A 23,743-nucleotide genomic window follows, 5' to 3' on the forward strand; every position below is an offset into this window, starting at 1 on the left:
GTAGAGGCGCCCGAAGCCGCCCGCGCCGTCCCCGGCGCGCAGCAGGATCGCCGCGCCGCCGGCCGCGTACGGGAAGTCCGCGCGACCGCGCTCGGTACTGGGATGGGTGTCCCCGGCGACGATGAGCGCGTACTCGACATCGCCCAGCCCGGTGAAGCAGTGCGCGGCCATGAGGGCGTGCAGCACCCCGGTGCCGCCGTTGAGTAGATCGAAGGAGAACGCGGGCAGGCGGCCGGTCTCGTATTCGAGGCCGACCTCGAGACGCTTCTGGATCAGCGCGGCCACCGCGGGTTCGGCGATATTGCTGTCGCGGAACACCCCGGCGTTGATCACCAGCCCGACCCGGTCGGCGGAGATGTCGGCGGCCGCCAGCGCCTGCCGCCCCGCGCGAGCGGCCAGTTCGAAATAGCTACCCGTGTCGGCGTCGGTGCACACGGCCGCGGAAATGATTGCGGTACCCATGGATTCAGGCCTCCAGCCGGGAGATGGTCGCGGCGAGATGCCCGGAGACCACCCCGGACGCCTCGGGGATCAGCAGCACCTTGGACCCGCGCGGAATGCGCCCCTGCGCCAGGTGTTCGCGCAGCACCAGGAAGTGCGAGGTGGACGCGGTATTGCCGTACTCGGCGTAGATATTGAGCGCCTGCGGCATCGGGGTGTCGAAATGGCGTTCGGTGAGCGAGCTGATGTACTCGATCGCCGGGCCGCTGAACTGGTGGTGGATCCAGTAGTCGTATTTCTCGCTCTCCCAGGCGCGGCCGGTCTCGAACAGGAAATCCGCCATGCGGGAAATACCCTGCAGGAAGCGCGATTCGCTGGCCAGCGCCCGGTTGTCGGTGTACATGGCGATGCCGGTGGTCTTGTCACTCGGCATGCCGATGCAGTGTTCCGCGCCGGCCGAGGTGGTCATGAGCTCGATGTAGTGGATCTCGTCGGCATCGTCGCCGCGGTCGTCGACCACCACCGCCACCGCCGCGTCGCCCACGGTGAGCGCCGCGAACTGCGGGTCGTAGGGCTGGGAGATCTCGCGGGTCGCGGTCTCGGCGATGGGGGTGATCTGCTCGCCGCTGACCACCAGGCCGCGGCGCACCACACCGGACCTGATCATGCGGTCCAGCACCAGCACCCCGGTGATCATCCCGGCGCAGGCGTTGGACAGGTCGAAGTGCAGTGCCCGGCCCGCGCCGATGGCGGCGCCCAGCTGGGCGGCGAACGACGGCGCGAAGCAGTACCGCCCGGGCGCGGTGAAGCGGGTGATCGAGACCGAGATGATCACGTCCAGATCCTCGGCCGCGTAGCCGGAGCGTTCCAGGCAATCCTCGATCGCCCGCTGGGCGAGCACGAACGAGGACTCGTAATCGCCGGGGTCGCTATTGTGCACGCGACGATTCTTGATTCCGGTAATTCGTTCCAGATCCAATGCCCGCGGAACCGACAGGGCATTGATGACGTCTTCGGTGGAACGGATGGTACTGGGTGTATACGCGCCAATGGATTCGAAGCGTGTACGCATGTGGCCCCCTGCTCTCTCGGGCGATTTCCGTTGGCCCCGATGCCGAGTGAAAGCTACCGCACGAAGGGGTGGTCGACGATGGGGCGATGAACACGGATCAGCCTGTTGTACACAGTATTTCGAATCCGCGTAGGGGTGGGATAGGGGGTACGGAGTAACCCGTGTCGGTACCGCGAGACACACTAAACACGTTGTATATCAAATGAATTGGAATCGCCACGGCTAGCGGCCGCGGTGAGCCCCGTGTAGCCTCACCGACATATTCCTCGCATTCCTCGACAATTCCCTGGGGGAAGTGTGTCGCATTCCTTGCCCACTGTTTATTGGCGCGCCCTCGATCGATTCACCGATATCGTTTCCGAGCATCCGTCCCGGGCGGCGGTCATCCACGCCGACGGCCGCGGCCGGGCCGGCCTGCCCGACTACCGGCAGATCAGCTACGCCGAACTCGACGCGTGGTCGGACGCGATCGCCGGGCGGTTCCTCGCGGCCGGGGTGGGCCGCGGCGTGCGGACCATCGTGCTGGTGCGGCCGGGACCGGAGCTGTACGCGGTGCTGTACGGGCTGTTCAAGATCGGCGCGGTACCGGTGGTGATCGACCCCGGCATGGGGTTGTTCAAGATGCTGCGCTGCCTGCGCGCCGCCGACGCCGAGGCGTTCGTCGGGGTTACCGAGGCACAGGCCCTGCGCCTCGTGTTCCGCGCCTACTTCCGCAAGGTGCGGGTGGCGGTCACCGTGGGCCGCTCCTGGTGGCAGGGCCCCACCCTGGAGAGCTGGGGCCGCACACCGGACTCCGCCCTCCCCGACCGCGAGCCCGCGCCCGATGCCGAGCCGCTGCTCATCGCCTACACCACCGGCAGCACCGGGCCTGCCAAGGCGGTGGTGCTCACCCACGGCAATCTCGCCGCCATGATCGATCAGGTGGACGCCGCGCGCGAGCACGTGGCGCCGGAGACCTCGCTGATCACCACGGCGGTGGCCGGCATCCTGGAACTGCTGCTCGGATCCCGGTGCGTGCTACCGCCATTGATCCCGTCGAAGGTCGGCGCGACCGATCCCGCGCACGTGGTGGACGCGGTCGAACGGTTCGAGGTGCGGACCATGTTCGCTTCCCCGGCCGTCCTGATCCCGCTGCTGGACCACCTCCGGCGCACCGGGGTCGCGCTGCCGAGCATCCGCAGCATCTACTCCGGCGGCGCACCCGTCCCGGACAGCTGCATCGCCGGACTGCGCGAGGTCCTGCCGGCCGAGGCCAAGGTCTACTCCGGCTACGGCGCGACCGAGGCGCTGCCCATGGCCACCATCGAATCCCGGGAACTGCTGGGCGAACTCGTGGAGCATGCCCACACCGGGCACGGCGTGTGCGTGGGCGCGCCCGCGCTGCACGTGCGGGCCCGCGTCATTCCCATCACCGATGATCCGCTGCCGGACTGGTCGGATGTCGAGGAGCGAGGCGGCCTCGCGGGCCCGCTCGGGATCGGGGAACTGGTGGTGTCGGGGCCGAATGTCAGCACCCACTACTTCTGGCCGCCGACCGCGGACCGGGCGGGCAAGATCGCCGAGGGCGAGCTGATCTGGCATCGCACCGGCGATCTGGCCTGGCTCGACGAGGCGGGACGAATCCGGTTCTGCGGCCGCAAGAGTCAACGGCTCGAGACCGCGCGCGGCCCGATGTTCACCGTCCAGGTCGAGCAGGTGTTCAACACGGTCGCCGGCGTCGCCCGCACCGCGCTGGTCGGCGTGGGCGCGCGCGGCGAGCAGCTGCCGGTGCTGTGTGTGGAGCTCGAGCCCGGGGCGGACCCGATCGCCGTCGAGCGCGAATTGCGCGGGCGGCGCGACGAATTCGAGGTCACCAAACCGGTGACGGAGTTCCTGTTCCATCCCCGTTTCCCGGTGGACATCCGCCACAACGCCAAGATCGGCCGCGAACGGCTGACGGTGTGGGCGGACAAGCAGCTCGGACAGGGGGCGTCGTGAAGGTCTTGGTGACCGGAGCCTCCGGCTTCCTGGGCGGTGCGCTGACCCGGCGGCTGGTCGGTGACGGACAGCACGAGGTGTCCATTCTGGTGCGGCGCACCAGCAATCTGCGCGACCTGACCCCGGTGCTGGACCGCGTGCAGCGGGTGGTCGGCGATCTGAGCGATCCGGCCTCCCTGGAGCGGGCGGTCGCGGGCGTGGACCTGGTGTTCCACAGCGCGGCCCGGGTCGACGAGCGCGGTACCCGGGCCCGCTTCTGGGCCGAGAACACCACGGCCACCGCGCGTTTGCTGGCCGCGGCCGCCGCCGGCGGTGCGCGCCGGTTCGTGTTCGTGTCGAGTCCGAGCGCGCTGATGGATCGTGACGGCGGCGACCAGATCGATATCGACGAGTCGGTTCCGTATCCGTCGCGCTATCTGAACCACTACTGCGAGACCAAGGCCGCCGCCGAACGCCTGGTGCTCGCCGCCGATACGCCCGGGTTCACCACCTGCGCGCTACGGCCGCGCGCCATCTGGGGCGCGGGCGACCGCTCCGGGCCCATCGTGCGACTGCTCGAGCGGGCCGCGGCGGGCACCCTGCCGGATCTGTCGGGCGGGCGCGGCGTGCACGCCTCGCTGTGCCACGTGGACAATATCGTCGATGCCATGATCAAGGCCGCGGCGAGCGAGAACGTCGGCGGCAGAGCGTATTTCATCGCCGATGCCGAACGCACCGAGGTGTGGGGGTTCCTCGCCGAGGTCGCCGCCGACCTCGGCTATCCGCCGCCGGGGCGGGCGCTGGACCCGCGGCTGGTGGCGCTGGTGGTGTCGGCGATCGAGAACCTGCGGCGGGTCCCGTATCTCGCCGAGCACTGGACCCCGCCGCTGTCGCGCTACTCGGTGGCGGTACTCACCCGCACCGGCACCTACGACACGTCGGCCGCCACCCGGGATTTCGGATACCGGCCCGTTATGGACCGCGACACCGGCATGGCCGAACTGAAATCCTGGATCCACCGCACGGGGGTGATCGCCGGATCCAGCCGCTGACCAGCGTCCGGGCGCTCCCCTCAAACCTTGTGTTACGCGCGGTACCGGCTAGCATGGCTGGATACCGCGCGAGGGCGAGTCGGTGCTGACGGCCCTCGAGGCCGCCGCAGCAGCACCGCACTCAACGAGGAGAGCGCCCGATGCCGGAGTTCGACTATCACGGCGTATCCGTCGCCTACGACCACGCCGGATCCGGTGATCCGATCCTGTTCCTGCACAATATCGGCGGCGACCGCCACATCTGGGCCGATCAGACCCGGGCCCTGGCCGCCACCCACAGCGTCTACGCGCTGGATCTGTTCGGCTACGGCGACTCCGACTCGCCCGCCGGGGGCTACACCGTCGCCAACTACATGCGCCTGGTCTCGGAATTCATCGCCGCCCACGACCTCACCGACGTGACCTTGGTCGGCAACTGCTTCGGCAGCGCGCTGTCGCTGCTGTACACCCGCGCGAACCCGAAGAACGTGCGCGCGCTGGTGCTGTGCAGCCCGCTCACGGCCGCCACGCTGCGCCCCACACCGACCGGTTGGACCGCCCGCGCCGCGTCCCACCTGCCCCTCGACGCCGTCGCGAGCGCGATCCGACTGCCCGGCGTCGCGGCCGGCCTCGTGGTCCGCGAACAGCTCGGCCCGCGTGGACGCGGCATGTCCTCCCCTTCCTTCACGGCGCTGCGGCACCGCTGGTCCGAGCCGCGCCGCCTGCTCCCGCCCGCCGCCATCGCCCGCGACCTGCCCACCCTGGCCACCCTCGACGGCTTCCACCCCTCCCCCGCGTTCCCGCCGATCACCACCATCTGGGGCGCGAAGAACCGCATTCTCTCCGCCGCCGCGGGCGCCCGCCTCAACGAGACCCTCCGCCCGGCCCACACCGTCACCCTCCCCGACTGCGGCCACCTCATCATGCTCGAGCAGCCCGAAACCGTCACCGCCGCAATCCGTTCCGCCACCACCACCGCCCTCGCGGGCTGAATCGCCCGTCGCCGCGACCGGGTCAGCCGGCCGCCCGGCCCAGCAGCGCGGACAGCTCACGCATGCGGTCGAGTAGTTCCGGTGGTTCGATCACGCGGAATTCGAAACCGAAGCCCGCGACATAGACCGCTATCGCGTCGAGCGAGTTCGCGCCGGTATGCAGGATGCAGGTGCCCGCGTCCACGGCCTCGAGGACGCCGACGGTCGGGGATATCAGGTCGGCGGCCCGATCGGCCGAGGTCAGCAGGGTGATGCGGGCGTGGTAGCGGTACGGGGCCGAGGTGACGCCGCGCGAGACCTGGTCGGCGGGGTCGGGGGCCGCGCGCGGGGTGAAGCGGGGCCCGGTCGGGACGCGCGGGGTGAGGCGGTCGACGCGGTAGGTGCGCCAGTCCGCGCGGTCGACGTCCCAGCCGGTCAGGTACCAGCGCCGGCCGTGATGGACCAGGCGGTGGGGTTCGGTTGTGCGGTAGGAGGTTTCGGTGCCCGCATGGGTGCGATAGTCGAACCGCAGGCGGTGCTGGTCGCGGATCGCGGCCGCGATGACGGTGAGGGTATCGGGGTCGACACGCGGGCCGCCCGACGGGACGGAGACGGTCGCGTCCTGCAAGGCCGTGAGGCGGTGGCGCAGCCGCGACGGGAGCACCCGCTCGAGTTTGGTGAGCGCGCGCAGGGAGCTCTCCTCGATCCCCGCGATGGTCCCGCCCGCCGCGGTGCGCAGGCCCATGGCCACCGCGACGGCCTCCTCGTCGTCGAGCAGCAGCGGCGGCAGATTCGCGCCCGCGCCCAGGCGGTATCCGGCGGACCCGGGCGTGGCGTCGACGGGATAGCCGAGCGCGCGCAACTTCTCGATATCGCGGCGCACGGTGCGCACGTCCACCTCGAGCTGGGCGGCCAGATCCGCACCGCTCCACTCGCGCGGGGTCTGCAACAACGACAGCAGCCGCAGTAGCCGGGCCGAGGTTTCCAACATGACTTCGATTCTGCCCGACAGCTAGGGCAGAACCTGTCCTAACTGGCTCGTAGTGTTGTTCTCATGAGCGAACAGGTCACTCCCTTCCGCATCGACATCCCCCAGACTCGGCTCGACGATCTGGCACGGCGGCTCGAATCCGCCCAGCTGCCCGCCCCGCTGCCGGGCGACGACTGGGACACCGGCGTGCCCGTGCACTGGCTGCGGGAACTGGTGGAGCACTGGCGCACCGGATACGACTGGCGCGCGGCCGAAGCCGAACTCAACCGGTATCCGCAGTTCCACACCGAGATCGAGGGGCAGCGGGTGCACTTCCTGCACATCCGCTCGGCCGAACCGGGTGCGGTGCCACTGCTGCTGACCCACGGCTGGCCCGGCTCGGTGGTCGAATTCCTCGATATCATCGGCCCGCTCACCGATCCGGCGGCGCACGGCGGCGATCCGGCCGACGCCTTCCACCTGGTCATTCCGTCGCTGCCCGGATTCGGTTTCTCCGGTCCGGTCTCCGACACCGGCTGGACGCGCGCCCGGATCGGGCGCGTGTGGGCCGAGCTCATGCACCGCCTGGGCTACGAGCGCTACGGCGTGCAGGGCGGCGATATCGGCGGCTCGGTGAGCCCGGAGGTGGCGCGCTCCGCGCCGGACCGGGTGATCGGCGTGCACGTCAACGGCGGCACCAACCTGCCGCCGCAGTCGGCGATCGACGATATCGACGAACTCACCGACCTCGAACGCGACAAACTCCGGCGGATCCAGGCGTTCATGCGCGAGGAGTTCGGCTATATCGCGATCCAGTCGACCCGGCCGCAGGCCCTGGCCTATGGGCTGGTGGATTCGCCGGTGGGACAGCTGGCCTGGATCATGGACAAGTTCCGGGAGTGGACGCACCCGCGGAACGTGGTGCCGGACAAGATCATCGACCGGGATCGGCTGCTCACCAACGTCATGCTGTACTGGCTGACCGGCACCGCCGGATCCGCGGCCTACGTCGGCTACGCCCAGACCGGCGAATGGGGCGCGCCGGCAGCCAATTCCGGCGTCCCGACCGGCGTCATCGCCTTCGCCCACGACGTCTGCATCCGCCGCTACTGCGAGGAGTCCAACACCATCACCCGCTGGGTGGACGTGGACCGCGGCGGCCACTTCGCCGCCATGGAGGAACCCGAGATCCTCGTCGGCGACATCCGCGAGTTCTTCCGCGACCTGCGCTGACCACCGGCGCCCGGAATCCGGTGCGGTGCGGCCGGATTCAGGGCACCAGCGGCCTGACCCGCTCGGCGGCGAAACGGACGAAGCCGGCCGGGTCGGGCTCGTCGCCGGTGGGTTGCAGCACGACGCTGGAGGCCCCGGCCTCGGACCAGGCGATGACCGCGTCGGCGATGGCCCGGGCGTCCCCGGCGACCCCGATCCCGGGGATGGCGTCGCGGTTCTCGGCCCGCAATTCCGCCGCCACCCGGTCGGCGGCTCCGGGCCCGGTGGCGGCCAGCAGGTACACGACGATCGGAAACGGTTGCGGCGCCGACGCTTCCGGCCTCGCGGCGCGCACGATGTCGGCGGCCGCGCGGACGCCGTCGGCGGGGGTCGAGCCGGTGAGGATCACCCCGTCGGCCGACGCCCCCACCAGTTCGAGGGTGCGGGGCCCGGTCGCGGCGGCCAGGATCGGCGGCGCGGCGGGCGGCGGCCAGTCCAGCGCCACCTCGTCGAGCTGAACATACCTGCCCCGCACCGTGATTCGCTGACCGGCCAGCAGCGAACGCAAGGCCTCGAGATATTCGCGCAGCAGCGTGACCGGCGAGGCCACCCGCTCGCCCACCTGCCCCATCCAGTCCTGAACCCCGTGCCCCACACCCCAGATCCCGCGACCGGGGAACATCCGTTCCAGCGTGGCCAGCTCCATCGCGGTGATCGCGACATTGCGCAGCGGCACCGGCAGCACCCCGACGCCGACCCGCACCCGCTCACTCCAGGCCAGCGCGGCCGCCGCGGTGGCGATCCCGCTCTCGAGAAAGCAGTCCTCCCACAGCCACAGCTCTTCGAGCCCCGACGCGTCGGCGGCCCGTACCACCTCCCGCAGCCGCTCCGGCGGTTGCTGCGGCCGGAACACCACTCCCAGCGTCGTCATCCCCCATGCCTACCACGCCGGCGGCGGAAACGACTGCGGCCCGGCCCCATTCGCGGGACCGGGCCGCGGCGCGAAGCGACTCAGCCGAAGTGGCAGACGTAGTGGACCGGCTCGGTGACCTCGATGACGAAGCTGGAGTTGCCCGGGACGGAGAACGACTCGCCGCCCTGGTAGGCGACGGCCTCGGTCTCACCGGCGAGGGTGACGGTGCACTGGCCCTCGAGCAGCTCCATGATCTCCGGCGCGCCCGTGTTGAAGGTCAGGGTGGCGGGGAGGATGACACCGACCGACTTGCTGGTGCCGTCGGCCAGCTCGATGTTGTGGCTCACACACTTGCCATCGAAGTAGACGTTGGCGCGCTTGGTGACGGTGACATTCTCGAACTTCATGCTGCTACGGAGTCCTTCGCTCGGATGGGGACCCGCCCTGACGGGCGGTCCGGTTCGCGCCGATCGTACCGGTGACCTCCGGGCAATCGTTCAATCGGGCAGGGCGCCGGCGCCCTGCGCGGCCAGCGCGTCCAGGGCCGCGACGGCCAGCGCCCGCCCCTGCCCGATGATCGGGGCGGCACGATGGAAATCCATGGTGCCGCAGATGTTCTGCGGCACCGAGATCACCAGGTCGGGCGGGTGAGCGGCGAGATGCTGGCGGGTGATGGAGGCCAGCATCAGATCGATGGCCCGCTGCGCGACATCGGTGGCGCGCACGCTGCTCAGCGCGGGCGGCTGCTCCTCGACGGGAGCGTCGGGAGCGCGGCCCAGCCGTTGCGCGGAGGCCCGCCACCACTGGGTGAACCAATTGGTCCGCGGCTGCGCCCGGTCGTAGGCGGGGTCGGGCGGACCGGACAGGTCCACCCCGATGAGCAGGTCCGCCGTTCCCAGCGCCATGGTGGCGACCACCGGCAGCGGATCGAGGACGCCGCCGTCGACCAGGACGTGGCCCTCGCGCAGCACCGGGGTGATGAATCCGGGAATGGCGATCGAGGCGCGGATGGCGGCGTCGAGTTCGCCGTCCCGGAACCAGGTCGAGCGACCGGTCGTGATGTCGGTGGCGACCGCGATGTAGGGGATCGGCAGGTCCTCGATGCACAGCTCGCCGAGCATCTCCCGGATCCGGTCGAGGATCTTCCCCGCCCGGATCACGCCGGGCTCGCTGAACGCCGGATCCAGCAGCCGCGCCACCTCGAATTGGCCGAGAGTCGTTGCCCAGGAGGTGAATTCGTCGAGTTTGCCCGCCGCGTACAGTCCACCGACCAGGGCGCCCATCGACGAACCCGCCACCCCGGTGATCTCGTAGCCGCGTTCGCGCAGCTCGTCGATCACGCCGATGTGCGCGTACCCGCGCGCCCCGCCGCTACCCAGAGCGAGGGCCACCCGCTTGCCGGTCGGCACCGCGCCACCCAGCGACAGCCCACCGCCGATCGGCGCGGTGCTACTGGTCGGCACCGAATCGCTTCTCGCCGGCACCGAATCGCTCCTCGCCGGCACCGAATCGCTGTTCGTCGGCGCCGAGTCACGCGTCGCCATGGACTTCTCCCGTCTCGACAGCGATCGGACCGACCGGTTTCGCCTGTTCGGGCCGCCAGCGCCGCAGCAGGTAGATCCCCAGCGCACAGCCCGCGGTGACCCCCAGCGCCGCGTAGGCGGGCACCGGTTCGTGCGGCACCTGCGGCAGTCGATACCAGTGCGGTGAGTAGCCGATCCGCCCGAACGGCCTGCCCCGCAACGCGACCGCCACCGACGGCACGAACAGCACCGACAGCGCGACCACCACGCTGGTCGCGCGCGGCGGCACCGCGGACCCCAGATTGCCGCCGCCCACCAGACCGATGGCCACCACGCCCAGCACCGCCCAGACCGGGTTCGCGACCCCGGTCAGCGCGAACAACGCCGCCACCGCGGCCAGCACCGCCGACGCCGCGATCGCGAGGAAGGGGCGCGGCCGCAGCCAGGCCACCACCAGTCCCACCACGACCGCCACATCGATCAGCAGATTCGCCCAGCCCGGTCGCGGCACGGTGACCACCGCGGAGGCCGCGGCGGAGAAGGCGACCAGCAACAGCAGCAGCACCCCGTCGCGGCCGGGCAGGAGCAGCGCGGCCACGAACGCCCCGACGATCACCAGCACCACCCCCAGCACGACCACCGGCGGCCGATCTCCGCTCTCCGCGAGCCAGCGCGCGGCCCGGGCCAGCGTGAACACGGCCACGGCCCCGGCCAGGACCGGGGCCAGCGAGAAGTCCGGTCCTTCCCCGGGTATCGGCCCGAGGCGATCGCGGGCCGGAAGATTCGACGCCACCAGCGCCAGCGCCACCAGGATCAGCCACACCGGCGGGGCGCCGCCGAAGAGCCGGTCCAGAGTGCTCGACCACCGATCCGCGTCCGGCGGCTGGACGAGATCGCCGAAGATCACCGAGCTCAGGCAGCCGAAAAGATATGCGCCGCCGGTCAGCGACGGCGTCCACACCACGGGCGCGAGGCAGCCGATGACCACACCGGCGCACAGGGCGTCGACGTAGTTGACGGTGGTCAGCGAATCCATGCCCACACCGGACATGCCCACGTGATTGACCAGGATGCCCAGCAGCGCGACCGCGACCGCGTACCAGGCGGCGCGGCTGCTGCCGAGGCTCACCACCGCGGCCGCGCAGATCACCGCGACCATCGCGCCGGACTCCATGGCCAGCGGCACGCTGCGCACCATGAGGTCGACCTTCTGCGGCGCGGAGGTGAACCAGCCGTAGCTGACCGGCATCATGATCGCCAGCCCGGCCGTCGCGGTGGCGGCGTAGACCGCCGCGAACCGCACCAGCGCCCGCCACTCCACCATGTCCATGACGGTACGGCGATCAGCAAACAGCCCGCAATCACGACTCGCAGACGCGCCGAACGGATCGGGGACGCTATCGTTCACCTATGTCTGCTGCAACTGAGAATGTTCGCGTAGATAGTGAGTTCGCACCGCTGCGGACCGTAGTGGTCTCCCAGAGCGAATTCCGCGCTCCGGACAATAACGAGCTATTCGGCTACGAGATGCCGGTGGAACCGGCCGCGGTGGGCATCCTCGACGCCGTCTGGGGCAAGACCTTCGGCGAGGTGTACCCGGACAAGCAACGCGCCTGGGAGGCCGAACGCGACGAGCTCGTCGCGGTGCTGCGCCGCCACGGCGTCGAGGTGCTGCGCCCGCGCCTGTTCACCGCCACCGAGAAGGCGGCCGCCGGACCCGAGGGCTACGCCAACTTCTTCGTCCGCGACCCGTGGTTCACGGTGGGCGAGAACGTGATCGAGGGCGTGCTGCAATTCCCGCACCGCCGCCGCGAGGTGCTCCCCAGCCGAAACCTGCTGTTGGAACGGGTGATGCCCGCTGCCGCGCACTACGTCTCGCTGCCGCAACCGGGCATCGGACATCCGGGACCCGGCCCGTTCCTCGAGGGCGGCGACGTCCTGGTCCTCGGCAAACAGGTCTTCGTCGGCCTGTCCGGGATGGCGAGCAATGCCCTGGGCTACGACTGGCTCGCGAAATACCTTCGCCCCCAAGGCTTCACCGTCACCCCGGTCCGCATGCCCGGGCATGTGCTGCACCTGGACTGCGCCCTGGGCCTGGTCCGCGAGGGCCTGCTGATCGCCTGCCCCGACCGGCTGCCCGACGGTCTGCCCGCACCCGTGCGGGACTGGGAGCGCATCGAGGTGAGCGAGGACGAGGCGGCCGCCATGGCCACCAACGGCCTGCCCATCGACAGCGAAACCTACATCACCGACCCGCAATTCGAGCGGGTCGGCAAGCAGCTGGAAGCCCGCGGCGTCACCGTCGAGTACATCGACTTCTCGGTCTCGCGGATCTTCGGCGGCTCGTTCCGCTGCTCCACCCAGCCGCTGCTGCGCGCCGAATGACCGCTCCCCCACCCCGGTTCGGGGCGGAGGAGGTCAAGCGGCGGAGGTCACGCGATAGACGTCGTAGACGCCTTCCACATTGCGGACCACATTGAGCAGGTGCCCGAGGTGCTTGGGGTCGCCCATCTCGAAGGTGAACTTGGAGATGGCGACCCGGTCACCGGAGGTGGTGACCGCGGCGGAGAGGATGTTGACCTTCTCGTCGGCGAGCACCTTGGTGACATCGGAGAGCAGGCGGGTCCGGTCGAGGGCCTCGATCTGGATGGCGACCAGGAAGACCGACGACGGCGACGGCGCCCACTTGACCTCGATGATGCGTTCGGGTTCCGAGCGCAGCGAATCGGCGTTGGTGCAGTCGGTGCGGTGCACGCTGACCGCGCCGCCGCGGGTCACGAAGCCCATGATCTCGTCGCCGGGCACCGGGGTGCAGCACTTGGCCAGCTTGGACACGGTGCCGGGGGCGCCCGGGATCTCCACGCCGGCGTCACCGGTGGTGCGCTGCCGGGCGGGGACGGTGGACGGCGTGGACCGCTCGGCCAATTCGTTCTCGACGTCGCTGACGCCGCCGAGCTGTGCCATGAGCCGCTGCACCACGTGGTGCGCGGACACCTGGTTCTCACCGACGGCCGCGTACAGCGCGGAGATATCGGTGTAGTGCAGTTCGTGGGCGAGCGCGCTCATGGCGTCCACGCTCATCAGGCGTTGCAGCGGCAGGCCCGAGCGGCGGACCTCCTTGCTGATGGCGTCCTTGCCCGCTTCCAGGGCCTCTTCGCGGCGTTCCTTGGCGAACCACTGCCGGATCTTGGCCTTGGCGCGCGGGGACACCACGAAGTTCGACCAGTCCCGCGAGGGTCCGGCGTTCTGCGCCTTGGAGGTGAAGATCTCGACGACCTCACCGTTCTCCAGCTGCCGCTCCAGCGCGACCAGCCGGCCGTTGACGCGGGCGCCGATGCAACGGTGCCCGACCTCGGTGTGCACGGCGTAGGCGAAGTCGACCGGGGTCGACTTCTGCGGCAGCGTGATCACGTCGCCCTTGGGGGTGAAGACGAAGATCTCCGGCGACTTCAGGTCGAAGCGCAGCGACTCCAGGAACTCGGCCGGGTCCGCGGCCTCCCGCTGCCAGTCGAGCAGCTGACGCATCCACGCCATGTCGTCGACTTCGGTGGAGTCGTTGGAGTGCTTGCCCTTGGTCTCCTTGTACCGCCAGTGCGCGGCGATGCCGAACTCGGCGGTCCGGTGCATGTCCTGGGTGCGGATCTGCACTTCCAGGGGCTTGCCGTCGGGGCCGACCACGGTGGTGTGCAGCGACTGGTAGACGCCGTAGCGCGGCTGGGCGATGTAGTCCTTGAACCGCCCGGCCATGGGCTGCCACAGCGAGTGCACGACGCCGACCGCGGCGTAGCAGTCACGCACCTCGTCGCAGAGGATGCGGATGCCGACCAGGTCGTGGATGTCGTCGAAGTCCTTCCCCTTGACGATCATCTTCTGATAGATCGACCAGTAGTGCTTGGGGCGGCCCTCGACGACGGCCGTGATCCGGCTCGAGGCCAGGGTGTTGACGATCTCGGCGCGCACCTTGGCCAGGTAGGTGTCGCGCGAGGGCGCGCGGTCGGCGACCAGGCGCACGATCTCGTCGTACTTCTTGGGGTGCAGGATCGCGAACGCCAGGTCCTCGAGCTCCCACTTGACCGTGGCCATACCGAGCCGGTGGGCCAGCGGCGCGATCACCTCGAGGGTCTCGCGCGCCTTCTTGGCCTGCTTCTCCGGCGGCAGGAAACGCATGGTGCGCATGTTGTGCAGCCGGTCGGCGACCTTGATCACCAGCACGCGGGGGTCGCGGGCCATGGCGATGATCATCTTGCGGATGGTCTCGGCCTCGGCCGCGGCGCCCAGGTTGACCTTGTCCAGCTTGGTGACACCGTCGACCAGGTGGGCGACCTCGGTGCCGAATTCGGCGGTCAGATCGTCCAGCGCGTAGCCGGTGTCCTCGACGGTGTCGTGCAGCAGCGCGGCGACCAGGGTGGTGGTGTCCATGCCCAGTTCGGCCAGGATGTTGGCGACCGCGAGCGGGTGGGTGATGTAGGGGTCGCCGGACTTGCGGAACTGGTGGGCGTGCTTCTCGTCGGCGACGTCGAAAGCCCGTTGCAGCAGAGCCAGATTCGCCTTCGGGTACAGCTCGCGGTGCACGCTGGCCAGCGGCTCGAGCACCGGTTTGACGGCCGCGATGCCGCGCTGCCCGGTCATGCGGCGGGCCAGGCGGGCGCGGACGCGGCGGGAGGCGGAGGTGGGGACGGCGGTGGTGTTGCGGGCGGCGGCCGCGGACTGGGCGTTGGCCGCCGGGGTGGAGGACCCTTCCTCGGGCGATTGCCCCGAGTTCGCCTTCTCCAGATGCTGTGTCATGCCACCTCCGCTCGCGGCCTCGAAAGGAAAACCATATCGGACCGTTCAACCACCCAGATCATCCACTTTAGTCCTGGAATCGGATCGCGACCGGGGCAGCGTTCACCGCCGGTGCCAACCGCTCCGGAGCGATGAACGATACCCGTCCTGCTCATTGTTCGCTCGGACTCGCCGCGAGCCCGTCGCGGGTCAGTTCCAGCCGTCGTGTCACCCCGATGCCGGCCAGGAATCGCGGGTCGTGGCTGACCACCACGAGCGCGCCCTGGAAGCTCGCCAGCGCCTCGGTGAGATGGGCGAGGCTGGGCAGGTCCAGGTTGTTGGTCGGCTCGTCGAGCAACAGCAGTTTCGGCGCCGGTTCGGCCAGCAGCAGCATGGCCAGCGCCGCCCGCAACCGCTCCCCGCCCGAGAGCGCCCCGGCCGCGACGTCGGCGTCGGCGCCGCGGAACAGGAACCGGGCCAGCTGGGCGCGGATCCGCTCGGGCGAGGCGTGCGGCGCGGTGGCCGCGACGTTCTCGAACACGGTCATCGATTCGTCGAAGACGTCCAGGCGTTGCGGCAGCATGCGCCACGGCACCGCCGGACCTTCTTCCCGAATGCGGTGCAGCAGCGTGGTTTTGCCGATGCCGTTGCGCCCGGTGAGCGCGATGCGTTCGGGCCCGGTGATCTTCAGGGTCACGGTGGGTCCGCACGGCAGCCGTGCCTCGGTCAGGTCGAGCACGTCCTGGCCCGGGTAGAGCCGGGTGTCGGGCAGGTCGACGCGGATCTCGCGATCGTCGCGCAGCCGGTCCTGCATATCGGTCAGATGATCCTTGGCCTCCTCGACCTTGCCGATGTGATTGTTGCGCAGCTTGCCCGCCGACACCTGGGCCTGGCGTTTGCGTTCGCCCATCACGATCTTGGGTTCGCGTTTCTGGTCCCACATCTTCTGCCCGTACCGCTGGCGGCGGTCGAGTTTGATGCGGGCTTCGACGAGTTCGCGCGACTGCTTGCGGACATCGCTGCGCGCCTCCCGGATCGCCGCGCGGGCGGCCTCCTGTTCGGCGTCGATGATCCGTTCGTAGTCGGTGAAGTTGCCGCCGAAGATCCGCACCTCGCCGTGACGTAGTTCGGCGATGGCGGTGACCCGCTCCAGCAGTTCACGGTCGTGGCTGACGGTGAGCACGGTGCCGGGGAACTGGCCGACGACCTCGTAGAGCCGCTCGCGCGCCAGCTGGTCGAGGTTGTTGGTCGGTTCGTCCAGCAGCAGCACATCGGGTTCGCGCAGCAGTTCGGCCACCAGGCCCAGCAGCACGGTCTCCCCGCCGGACAGGGTGTCCAGGCGGCGATCCAGGTGTGCGACATCGCCTGCGACGTAATGCAATCCGAGCCGACCCAGCAGCGCGACCGCTCGTTCCTCGATATCCCAGGCCGTACCGACGGTCTCGAAGTCGGACTCGCCGCCGGTCCCGGATTCGATGCGGTGCAACGCCTTCCGGATCTCCGACAGCCCGAGCACCTCGTCCACCCGCTGCCCCGCGGCCAGCCCGAGATCCTGACGCAGGTAGCCGAACCGCCCCGGCACGGTCACCGAGCCGCGCTGGGCGCGCAATTGCCCGGTGAGCAGGCGGAACAGGGTCGATTTCCCCGCGCCGTTGGTGCCGACCAGGCCGATGTGACCCGGCCCGAACTGGGCGTCGAGTCCATCGAAGACAGGGGTACCGTCCGGCCACGCGAAGGTGAGATCGGAAACAGAGATAACAGGCATAGACATACGGGCCTCCCGAAAGTGAGCGAATGCGGCGCGCGATTGCGGGCCACTCGGCGATCACCTCAGAAGAGCAACGGCATGTCTCCGATCAGACGGGGATGAGAACCGAACTACCGTAACCGAGATCAACGGGCCGGAGCAAGAACATATTTCGTGAGCCGAGTCTCAGCGCACGTCAGCGCGCGACACGCAGATACCCGAGCGCCGACAGCGCCAGCGCGGCCGCGACCGCGAACATGACCGTCACGCCGTGCCCGAGGGTGGCCCCGCCCAGCAGTGTCCCCGCGCCGATGCCGAGATAGATACAGGAGGCGTTCAAGGCCACGACCAGTCCGGATTCCGCGGGTGCGGCGGCGATGAGCCGATGCTGCTGCGCGGGCGTCTGACACCAGGTCGCCGCACCCCAGCCGAGCGCCAGCACACCAACGAGCACGGGCAGCCGCGCGCCGGTCGCGGCGAGCGCAGCCATGACGCCGAGGGAGACGGCCATCAGCGCGTACCCGGAGGTGAGCACCGGGACGGGTCCGAACCGATCGGTGGCGTAACCCGAGGACAGATTGCCCGCGACCGCGCCGACCCCGTACAGCGCCAGCACCCACGCGGTGGCCGAGGACCCGATTCCCAAGGCCCCCAACGCCGGAACCGCGTACGCGTAGACGGTGTAGGCCGCACCCATGCCGAGCACCGTCAGCGGCAGCACGGCCGCCACGGACCGATCACGCAGCACCGCCAGCCGAGTCACCAACGGCACCATCGGATTTCCGGGCAGCGCGGGCACCCAGGCCGCGACGCCGGTCGCAGCGATCGCACAGGCCACCGCGACGCCGATCAATGCCGACCGCCACCCCATCCGCTCGGCCAGCAGGTCGCCGAGCGGCACCCCGAGCGCGGTCGCGACGGTCAGACCGCCCACCACGACCGCCAGCGCTCGCGCCCGGGCCTGGGGCGGGACGAGCGCAGAGGCCACCGCCGCCGCGTTGGGGGTGAACGCGGCAGCCCCGAGCGCGGCCACGATCCGAGTGGCCACCAGCATCCAGAACGCCGGCGCCAGCGCCGACCCGAGGTTGGCCAGAGCCAGTACCAGCAAGGCCGTGACCAGCAGGGTCCGGCGGGGCAGCCGCGCGGTCAGCGTCGCCAGCACCGGCGACCCGAGCGCGTACGTGGCGGCGAACACCGTCACCGCCAGCCCCGCGCTCGCGAGCGAAACCCCCAGCGTCCCCGCCATATCCGGCAGGAACCCGGCCAGGATGAACGAGTCGGTGCCGACGGCGAACGTACCCAGGGCCAGGATCCCCGTGCGCCGCAACCCGTTCCACGCGCCCGCCACTCCCACGGCCGCGTCGCCACCCACTCCCGCTCCCCCCGCCTGGCTCTCGGCTCGCACCGTATCCACGTCAGCCCCCGTCACAGCACCGCCAGCCCGCATCGCAACTCCGTCGACGCGCCTGGGTTCAGCCGCCCGATCAACCGGGATATTTCGCATCCCGAATCTCCTTCCGAAAAAACCCGGCGCATGCCGGGTCGGTTTTCTCACGGACGCGCCGACCGGTCAGCCGGTCCTGCTCTCGTAGAAGCGCCGCGCGTACTTCGAGGCATTGGCCGGGGTACCCGCCATCACGTCGGCCACCGTCTGCGCCGTCAGCTCCCGTCGCCAGGCCAGTTCGGCCCGTCCCATGGCCGCGGCGATGCCGCACGGTTTGGCGAATTCCTCGCTCCCCCGCGCGGCTCCCGCGCCGCGACGGCGAATCTCGGTGCACCGGAAAGCTTCCGTACGCCCTTCGACGGCGGCCACCACGTCCATCAGGGTGATGCGTTCAGGGGCCCGCGCCAGCCGGTATCCGCCGCGCGCGCCGGGCATGGACTCGAGGATCCCTTCCCGCACCAGCGGCTGGAGCCGCTTCTTCAGGTACTCGGGCGGCAGTTCGAAGATCTCGGCCAGCCGGGCGGTGGCGATCGGCGCGTGATCGTCGAGCCACGCCAGGGCCACACAGCAGTGCAGCCCCCATTCGACGCCTTCACCCATCAGCATGAATAGGGATAGTACATGTCCCGATTGCCCGGGCCAACCCCGTTCAGCGGCCGATCCGGCGGGCCTTCATGCCGTTGGCCAGGGGCACCTCGGCGACCTTGCCGCCGGATTCGGCGTGCAGCATGCGGCCGCCACCGGTGTAGATGCCGACGTCGGAAGGCCCGCGCGACCCGAACGACCCGAACACCAGGTCACCGGGCTTGGCCGACAGGATCGGCACCTCGACGCCCTGCTCCCACTGCTGTTCGGCCGTGCGCGCCAGGGTGATGGTGCTGCCGCTGCCCGCGAACACCGCGGCGGCGGTCAGTCCGGCCTGGTCGAATCCGCCGTCGCTGGGCCCGCCGGGCCCGCCCCCGCCGAAGACGTACGGCGTCCCGATCCACTGCTCGCCGGCGGCCACGATCTGCGGCCCGAGATCGGCGCTCGGGTTGGCCTGGAACCGACCCTCACTGCCGAGGCTGCGGAATCCGGGTTCGGCGGCGAGGATGCGCGCCACGTACGGCCGGGTCTCGGTGTAGTGGCGCGAGATCTGGTTGGGCATGCCGCCCGAGGCCAGGACCGCACCCTCACCGGCGTTGTAAGCGGCGACGGTGAGCGCGGTCAGGTCGCCGGACACCTTGCCCGCGGCCATCCAGCCCTCGATGGTCTTGGCGATGGCGCACATGTAGCGGCCCTGCCCGATGATGGCGTCGGCCGGATCCAGCACGCTGGCATAGCCTTTGCCGTCGGCGTCGATGACGTAGGGCTGTCCGTCGGGGGCGAGGGCGCGGGCGGTGCCCGGCATGAACTGGGCGATGCCCTGCGCACCGTCCGGGGAGACCGCGTCGGTGCGGAACCCGGACTCCGCCTGCCCCTGCGCGGCCAGCAGCGACGCGCCGATCTCCGGGCACAGCGAGCCCGCGCGCCGGTACCAGACCTCGAGTTCGGCGGGCACCTTCCCAGCGGCGAGATTGCCGCCCGCGGTGCCGAATCCGTTCTCGCAGTAGGGCCCCGAGGGTGCGGGGATGGAGCCGCCGGCCAGCCACGGCATGGGGTCGACCTGATGCCCGCCGGTCATGCGCCCGCCCGGGACCAGCTCGAAATGCAGGTGCGGGCCCGAGGATTCGCCATTGCTGCCGACGTCGGCGATGTGGCGGCCCATCTGCACGATATCGCCGGTGCGCACGTAGATGCCGTTCTCGTACATGTGCCCGTACACCGTGGAGTAGCGGCGCCCGCTCTCGTCGAGGGAGTCGATGACGACCCAGTCCCCGAAGCCCGAAGCCGCGCCCGAGGCCACCACCAGGCCGTCGGCGGCCGCGTAGATCGGGGTGCCCGCGGCGGCGGCCAGGTCCACGCCCAGATGCGCGCCGCCGCGCGCGCCGAAGGTATCGGAGACGGTGAATGTGCCTGCGGCGAGCGGATATTGGTGCCGTCCCGCACCGGTGAGGCTGCCCGCCTCGTTCACCCGGCCGGGCGCGGCGGCCATGGAGGCGTCGGCGGGGGCGAGCACGGTCGAGGTGGGGGCGGCGTCCTTGATGGTGACCTGCACCCGGTCCAGCCGGTTGCGGGCGGCGTCGCCGCGATCGCCCAGCGGCGTCCACTGGATTCCGGCGGCCGCGCCGGGAGTCCAGCTGCGCTGCTTCCAGATCAGGTAGTCGACGCGGAAGGCGGCGGCGTTCTCCTGCAGGAACGACACGATGGCGTCGCCCTTGCCGGAATCGCCGCCGACGATGAATTCCACGGCGCGCCCGGCCTTCAGATCCGGTGTCGCGTCGTCGTCCACCACGCCGCGCATGTCCATCATGCCGAAGCGGGCCACCGTGCAGCGCAACACGCGCAGCGCGCCCTCCCCCAGCCCGGCTTCCACGGGCGAGCCGGTGGACGGGCAGCTGGGTTCGGTGCGTGCGGAGGTGAGCGCGGGGATGGCGGGCGCGCCGGGCCCGCAGCTGGTCTCACTGGCGGGCAGGATAATGACGAGCAGCAGCGTCATCACACCCAATATCAGGCAGATCGCCCCACCCACGAGGTACTTGGGCCTCACGCCCGAAAGCTCCCGGCCACCGCGCTGATCACCCGGACATCATGCCATGGCGGACACGCGGTTTCATGGACCCGCGCAACTGTCACACCCGTCGTGCGTGTCTCCGCTGAACGGACCCGCGCGTCTGTTTCGACGGGTTTACCGCGGGCATTCCTCGGATATGCCGTACGTTGCCCGCAATGAAGTCCATGCCGCTCGCATCATCAGCGGCGTCGGCGCGCTCTTCGCCCTCATCGAGGGCGTCTACATCCTGCTGCTGGTCTTCGACGCGGACCAGTCCAACAAGTTCTTCGGCTTCATCAAGAGGCTGGCCGAACCGCTCGCACTGTTCTTCCCCGGGCTGTTCCACACCAGCAACGCCGACTTCAACATCATCCTGGATTACGGCCTCGCCGCGATCTTCTGGCTGGTCGTGACCGGTTTCGTCGCCCGTGTCATCGCCCGCTGACGCGGCCGGGTCGCGGGGAACACCGTCCCCGCGACCCGCGCCGGCCCCGCGATCGCGCGGGGAAAGGAAGCCTCCGCCCGAGGGTGGATCAGAGCTTGACGATCGAAGTCACCGGGTAATCGCCCTGGCGTTCCCGGCCGTTGAGGAAACCCAGCTCCAGGACGACCGCCGCCGCGGTGACCTCGGCGCCCGCGGCGACGAACAGTTCGGCCGCGGCCGCCAGGGTGCCACCGGTGGCCAGCACATCGTCGAGCAGCAGCACCTTGCGGCCCTTCAGGTCGATGCCATCGGCCGGGATTTCCAGTGCGGCGGAACCATATTCGAGGGTGTACTCGCGGCTCAGGACCGGCGGCGGCAGCTTGCCCGCCTTGCGGACCGCGACCACGCCGGTGCCGAGGATGGCGGCCACGCCCGCGCCCAGCAGGAAGCCGCGCGCGTCGACACCGGCGACCAGATCGGCGTCGGGGGCGCAGGAGGCGAAGCAGTCGAGCACCGCGCGGAAGCCGGCGGAGTCGGCGAACACCGGGGTCAGGTCGGCGAAACGCACACCCGGCGTCGGGAAGTCATCGTGCCAGCGGGTCAGCCGCTGGACCGCTTCCTCGGCGCGCGCGGCCCGCTCCCCCACCAGTTCGGCCGTCTCCAGCATCTCGTGCTTGCTCATCTACACCCACTCCTCGTTCACCACGCCGGTCGGCACCACTACCGTTTCAGTACCCAGCGATCCATATTCCAGCCCGCGCCCGCCTTGGTGGCGCTGGCGATCCCGTTCTCCATACCGTTGCCGAACCCGATGGTGCGGGGGGAGGCGAACAGCGGAATCGACGGCATCTCGCTCCAGAGCAGGTTCTCCTGCTCGTTGAGCAGGTTCAGCACGGCCGTCGAGTTGTCCTCCGCCGCAAGCTGATCCGCGATGGCATCGTAGCGGCCGTTGCCGAACCGCCCGAAATTCAGGCCGGCGCCGGTGCGCAGCGCGGCGATGGCGTCGGTCGCGCCGAGCGTGCCGGAGGGCCCCGGCATGGCGGCGGTGCCGCCCAGGACGGCGTCGACCTTGCCCTCGGTGAGCTGCGAGGCGGCGAAATCCGGTGCGCCCGCGTCGATCACGTTCACCCCGGCGGCCCGGCAGGCGTCGGCGATGGCGGCGACCATGGCCGCGCGGCGCTCGTCGGGCTTGACGTAGCCGATGCGCACGGTCTGGTTGGCCACGCTCGACGACGCCGCGGCCTGTGCGGCGGTGCCGTCGCCCTTGTACTTGTCGCCCGCACCCGAGATCGACTGGTAGTACACCGAATCCTGTTGCACGGTCCGCGAATTCAGCGGCCCGGCGCCCAGGCCGATCTTGACGGTGTAGTCCGGGTGCCCGAACTTCTCGAACAGCGCCGCCCGCGGCACGCAGGAGGCGAACCCGCGCCGCGCGTCCACGCGGTCGAACACGCCGCCGGTGCCCAGCACCAGCTGCTCCACACCGCGACCGGGCAGGTTCTGATGGTGGAAGCCGCCCAGGCTCGCGTCACCCAGCGATCCCGCGCCCACGTCCAGCACGCCGATCGAGTTGTCGGACACCTTGGACTTCAGGTCGGAGTGCCGGTCCCAGACCACGATGCGCCCGGTCCGGGGCTGGTTGCCCCACCACTTCTCGTTCTTCACCAGGACCAGGCCGTCCTTGTCGGTGAAGGAGTCGACGCGGTACGGCCCCGAGGAGGGCAGCACGGTCGTGTCGAGCTTGCCGGGGGTGAGCTTCCAGCCGTTGTTCCAGAAGTCGGCCACCCGCTCCAAGGTGGGCACGTCGCTGGTCTGCACCGGGGTCACCACGTTCGGGATCTTCACCTGCGTGGCGACCACGTGCGCGGGCATCAGTTCGGCGGCGTTGAACAGCGTCTTCCACGCCGAGTAGTGCTTGCCCGGCCGGAACAGCACGGTGGCGTCCTTGGATCCGGGCTGGCAGTCGACGCGTTCGATATCGCGGTAGCCGTCGGTGCTCGCCGCGTCGAACAGCGGGACCGGACCGCCCGGAGCGGGCTTGGTGAACCGCCCGCTGCGCGCGGCCCAGGTCAGCACCAGGTCGTCGCAGGAGGTGGGGATGCCGTCGGAGTAGACGCCCTCCGGATTGAGCCGGTACTGGATGGTCTGGGCCTCGCCGGGCACCTCCTTGGCGGTGCCGGTGTCGGTGTCGGCCACCGGCTGCCCGTCGGGTCCGGTGTAGAAGAACCCGGTCAGCACCCGCGAGAACACCGCGGCCGCACCGCTGTTCGCGCCGAGCGCGCTGCCGCCGTTGTAGGAGGCGACGACCGCGTCCACGCCGTACCCGATGGAGGGCACCTGGTTCTTACCCGCACAGCCCGCCAGCGCGCCGGCGGCGAGCGCACCCGCCAGCAGCGCGACGGCGGTCCGGCGCACGGTCGTGTCGACGGCGGTGCGCCGCACAGCCCGATGGTCTTGCTTCACCCGCGAAACCCCCTGCGTGCCTAGTGCCGTCGCTGCTGTCGTTTCCCACTCGGCCGGGCGCCCGGACGCGGCGCCCGGGTGCCCTGACTGCGCGGCCCGTGCTCACGCGCGACGCCGTTGCCTTGACCGTTGCCATTGGCTCCGGCCGTGCCCGGCGCAGGTGCTGGTTCGATGTACTCG

19 protein-coding genes and 1 pseudogene are annotated in these 23,743 nt (G+C 70.2%); 6 read left to right on the forward strand and 14 right to left on the reverse strand.

Going from position 1 to position 23,743, the window contains the following annotated elements:
- Positions 1-462, reverse strand: a pseudogene (locus ACWELJ_RS24910) (hypothetical protein); the annotation flags it as partial.
- Between the two features lie 4 nt (positions 463-466).
- Positions 467-1,381 carry a 3-oxoacyl-ACP synthase III family protein gene (locus ACWELJ_RS24915; RefSeq protein WP_452368545.1) on the reverse strand — a complete coding sequence of 305 codons (915 nt, stop codon included), beginning with the start codon at positions 1,379-1,381 and terminating at the stop codon, positions 467-469.
- Between the two features lie 441 nt (positions 1,382-1,822).
- Here ACWELJ_RS24915 and ACWELJ_RS24920 point away from each other — a divergent pair, with 441 nt between their 5' ends.
- The 3 genes from ACWELJ_RS24920 to ACWELJ_RS24930 all read left to right on the forward strand — a co-directional run bounded on the left by ACWELJ_RS24920 (position 1,823) and on the right by ACWELJ_RS24930 (position 5,492).
- Positions 1,823-3,490, forward strand: coding sequence for a fatty acid CoA ligase family protein (locus tag ACWELJ_RS24920; protein ID WP_452368546.1), 1,668 nt, complete (start codon positions 1,823-1,825; stop codon positions 3,488-3,490).
- On the forward strand, positions 3,487-4,521 hold the full coding sequence (locus ACWELJ_RS24925) for an NAD-dependent epimerase/dehydratase family protein (RefSeq protein WP_452368547.1): 1,035 nt from the start codon (positions 3,487-3,489) through the stop codon (positions 4,519-4,521). The genes ACWELJ_RS24920 and ACWELJ_RS24925 overlap by 4 nt, the downstream gene beginning before the upstream one ends.
- Positions 4,522-4,661: 140 nt before the next feature.
- Complete coding sequence (locus ACWELJ_RS24930) at positions 4,662-5,492, forward strand: alpha/beta fold hydrolase (RefSeq protein ID WP_452368548.1); 831 nt, start codon at positions 4,662-4,664, stop codon at positions 5,490-5,492.
- A 22-nt stretch (positions 5,493-5,514) separates the two neighbouring features.
- Here the strand turns inward: ACWELJ_RS24930 and ACWELJ_RS24935 are convergent, their stop codons facing one another.
- Positions 5,515-6,462, reverse strand: a complete 948-nt coding sequence (locus ACWELJ_RS24935) for a helix-turn-helix transcriptional regulator (protein WP_452368549.1) — start codon at positions 6,460-6,462, stop codon at positions 5,515-5,517.
- A 63-nt stretch (positions 6,463-6,525) separates the two neighbouring features.
- Between ACWELJ_RS24935 and ACWELJ_RS24940 the strand changes: the two genes are divergently transcribed.
- Complete coding sequence (locus ACWELJ_RS24940) at positions 6,526-7,674, forward strand: epoxide hydrolase family protein (protein ID WP_452368550.1); 1,149 nt, start codon at positions 6,526-6,528, stop codon at positions 7,672-7,674.
- Between the two features lie 37 nt (positions 7,675-7,711).
- Here the strand turns inward: ACWELJ_RS24940 and ACWELJ_RS24945 are convergent, their stop codons facing one another.
- The 4 genes from ACWELJ_RS24945 to ACWELJ_RS24960 form a co-directional block, all read right to left on the reverse strand.
- The gene (locus ACWELJ_RS24945; protein ID WP_452368551.1) at positions 7,712-8,584 is read right to left on the reverse strand and encodes an LLM class flavin-dependent oxidoreductase; all 873 of its coding nucleotides are present in this window, start codon (positions 8,582-8,584) and stop codon (positions 7,712-7,714) included.
- A gap of 80 nt (positions 8,585-8,664) precedes the next feature.
- Entirely contained in the window at positions 8,665-8,973 is a 309-nt protein-coding gene (gene ppnP, locus ACWELJ_RS24950; RefSeq protein ID WP_452368552.1) for a pyrimidine/purine nucleoside phosphorylase, read from the reverse strand.
- A 90-nt stretch (positions 8,974-9,063) separates the two neighbouring features.
- Positions 9,064-9,993 carry a patatin-like phospholipase family protein gene (locus tag ACWELJ_RS24955; RefSeq protein WP_452368563.1) on the reverse strand — a complete coding sequence of 310 codons (930 nt, stop codon included), beginning with the start codon at positions 9,991-9,993 and terminating at the stop codon, positions 9,064-9,066.
- 103 nt (positions 9,994-10,096) lie between these two features.
- Positions 10,097-11,413 carry a hypothetical protein gene (locus ACWELJ_RS24960; RefSeq protein WP_452368553.1) on the reverse strand — a complete coding sequence of 439 codons (1,317 nt, stop codon included), beginning with the start codon at positions 11,411-11,413 and terminating at the stop codon, positions 10,097-10,099.
- 86 nt (positions 11,414-11,499) lie between these two features.
- Here ACWELJ_RS24960 and ACWELJ_RS24965 point away from each other — a divergent pair, with 86 nt between their 5' ends.
- Entirely contained in the window at positions 11,500-12,474 is a 975-nt protein-coding gene (locus ACWELJ_RS24965) for a dimethylarginine dimethylaminohydrolase family protein (protein ID WP_452368554.1), read from the forward strand.
- Positions 12,475-12,507: 33 nt separating this feature from the next.
- Here the strand turns inward: ACWELJ_RS24965 and ACWELJ_RS24970 are convergent, their stop codons facing one another.
- The 5 genes from ACWELJ_RS24970 to ACWELJ_RS24990 form a co-directional block, all read right to left on the reverse strand.
- Positions 12,508-14,874 carry a RelA/SpoT family protein gene (locus tag ACWELJ_RS24970; protein WP_452368555.1) on the reverse strand — a complete coding sequence of 789 codons (2,367 nt, stop codon included), beginning with the start codon at positions 14,872-14,874 and terminating at the stop codon, positions 12,508-12,510.
- Positions 14,875-15,025: 151 nt separating this feature from the next.
- Positions 15,026-16,624: an ABC-F family ATP-binding cassette domain-containing protein gene (locus ACWELJ_RS24975; protein ID WP_452368556.1), complete on the reverse strand. Its 1,599-nt coding sequence runs from the start codon at positions 16,622-16,624 to the stop codon at positions 15,026-15,028.
- A 172-nt stretch (positions 16,625-16,796) separates the two neighbouring features.
- On the reverse strand, positions 16,797-17,972 hold the full coding sequence (locus ACWELJ_RS24980) for an MFS transporter (protein ID WP_452368557.1): 1,176 nt from the start codon (positions 17,970-17,972) through the stop codon (positions 16,797-16,799).
- A gap of 198 nt (positions 17,973-18,170) precedes the next feature.
- A complete protein-coding gene (locus ACWELJ_RS24985) occupies positions 18,171-18,650 on the reverse strand; it encodes an RrF2 family transcriptional regulator (RefSeq protein WP_452368558.1) in 480 nt (159 codons plus the stop codon).
- A gap of 43 nt (positions 18,651-18,693) precedes the next feature.
- A complete protein-coding gene (locus tag ACWELJ_RS24990) occupies positions 18,694-20,622 on the reverse strand; it encodes a peptidoglycan DD-metalloendopeptidase family protein (RefSeq protein WP_452368559.1) in 1,929 nt (642 codons plus the stop codon).
- Between the two features lie 211 nt (positions 20,623-20,833).
- On the opposite strand from ACWELJ_RS24990, the gene ACWELJ_RS24995 reads away from it, so the two are divergent.
- The gene (locus tag ACWELJ_RS24995; RefSeq protein ID WP_452368560.1) at positions 20,834-21,121 is read left to right on the forward strand and encodes a hypothetical protein; all 288 of its coding nucleotides are present in this window, start codon (positions 20,834-20,836) and stop codon (positions 21,119-21,121) included.
- 88 nt (positions 21,122-21,209) lie between these two features.
- On the opposite strand, the gene ACWELJ_RS25000 is transcribed toward ACWELJ_RS24995, so the two are convergent.
- Together ACWELJ_RS25000 and ACWELJ_RS25005 are read right to left on the reverse strand one after the other, a co-directional pair.
- A complete protein-coding gene (locus ACWELJ_RS25000) occupies positions 21,210-21,782 on the reverse strand; it encodes an adenine phosphoribosyltransferase (protein WP_452368561.1) in 573 nt (190 codons plus the stop codon).
- 38 nt (positions 21,783-21,820) lie between these two features.
- A complete protein-coding gene (locus ACWELJ_RS25005; RefSeq protein WP_452368562.1) occupies positions 21,821-23,542 on the reverse strand; it encodes an ABC transporter substrate-binding protein in 1,722 nt (573 codons plus the stop codon).
- Positions 23,543-23,743: the final 201 nt, after the last annotated feature.

It is taken from the genome of Nocardia sp. NPDC004582, assembly GCF_053602115.1.

Coding starts and splice junctions, on each gene's coding strand:
- ACWELJ_RS24930 (WP_452368548.1), top strand. CDS start 4,662: ATGCCGGAGTTCGACTATCACGGCGTATCCGTCGCCTACGACCACGCC.
- ACWELJ_RS24935 (WP_452368549.1), bottom strand. CDS start 6,462: ATGTTGGAAACCTCGGCCCGGCTACTGCGGCTGCTGTCGTTGTTGCAG.
- ACWELJ_RS24940 (WP_452368550.1), top strand. CDS start 6,526: ATGAGCGAACAGGTCACTCCCTTCCGCATCGACATCCCCCAGACTCGG.
- ACWELJ_RS24945 (WP_452368551.1), bottom strand. CDS start 8,584: ATGACGACGCTGGGAGTGGTGTTCCGGCCGCAGCAACCGCCGGAGCGG.
- ppnP (WP_452368552.1), bottom strand. CDS start 8,973: ATGAAGTTCGAGAATGTCACCGTCACCAAGCGCGCCAACGTCTACTTC.
- ACWELJ_RS24960 (WP_452368553.1), bottom strand. CDS start 11,413: ATGGTGGAGTGGCGGGCGCTGGTGCGGTTCGCGGCGGTCTACGCCGCC.
- ACWELJ_RS24965 (WP_452368554.1), top strand. CDS start 11,500: ATGTCTGCTGCAACTGAGAATGTTCGCGTAGATAGTGAGTTCGCACCG.
- ACWELJ_RS24970 (WP_452368555.1), bottom strand. CDS start 14,874: ATGACACAGCATCTGGAGAAGGCGAACTCGGGGCAATCGCCCGAGGAA.
- ACWELJ_RS24975 (WP_452368556.1), bottom strand. CDS start 16,624: ATGTCTATGCCTGTTATCTCTGTTTCCGATCTCACCTTCGCGTGGCCG.
- ACWELJ_RS24985 (WP_452368558.1), bottom strand. CDS start 18,650: ATGCTGATGGGTGAAGGCGTCGAATGGGGGCTGCACTGCTGTGTGGCC.
- ACWELJ_RS24990 (WP_452368559.1), bottom strand. CDS start 20,622: ATGACGCTGCTGCTCGTCATTATCCTGCCCGCCAGTGAGACCAGCTGC.
- ACWELJ_RS24995 (WP_452368560.1), top strand. CDS start 20,834: ATGCCGTACGTTGCCCGCAATGAAGTCCATGCCGCTCGCATCATCAGC.
- ACWELJ_RS25000 (WP_452368561.1), bottom strand. CDS start 21,782: ATGAGCAAGCACGAGATGCTGGAGACGGCCGAACTGGTGGGGGAGCGG.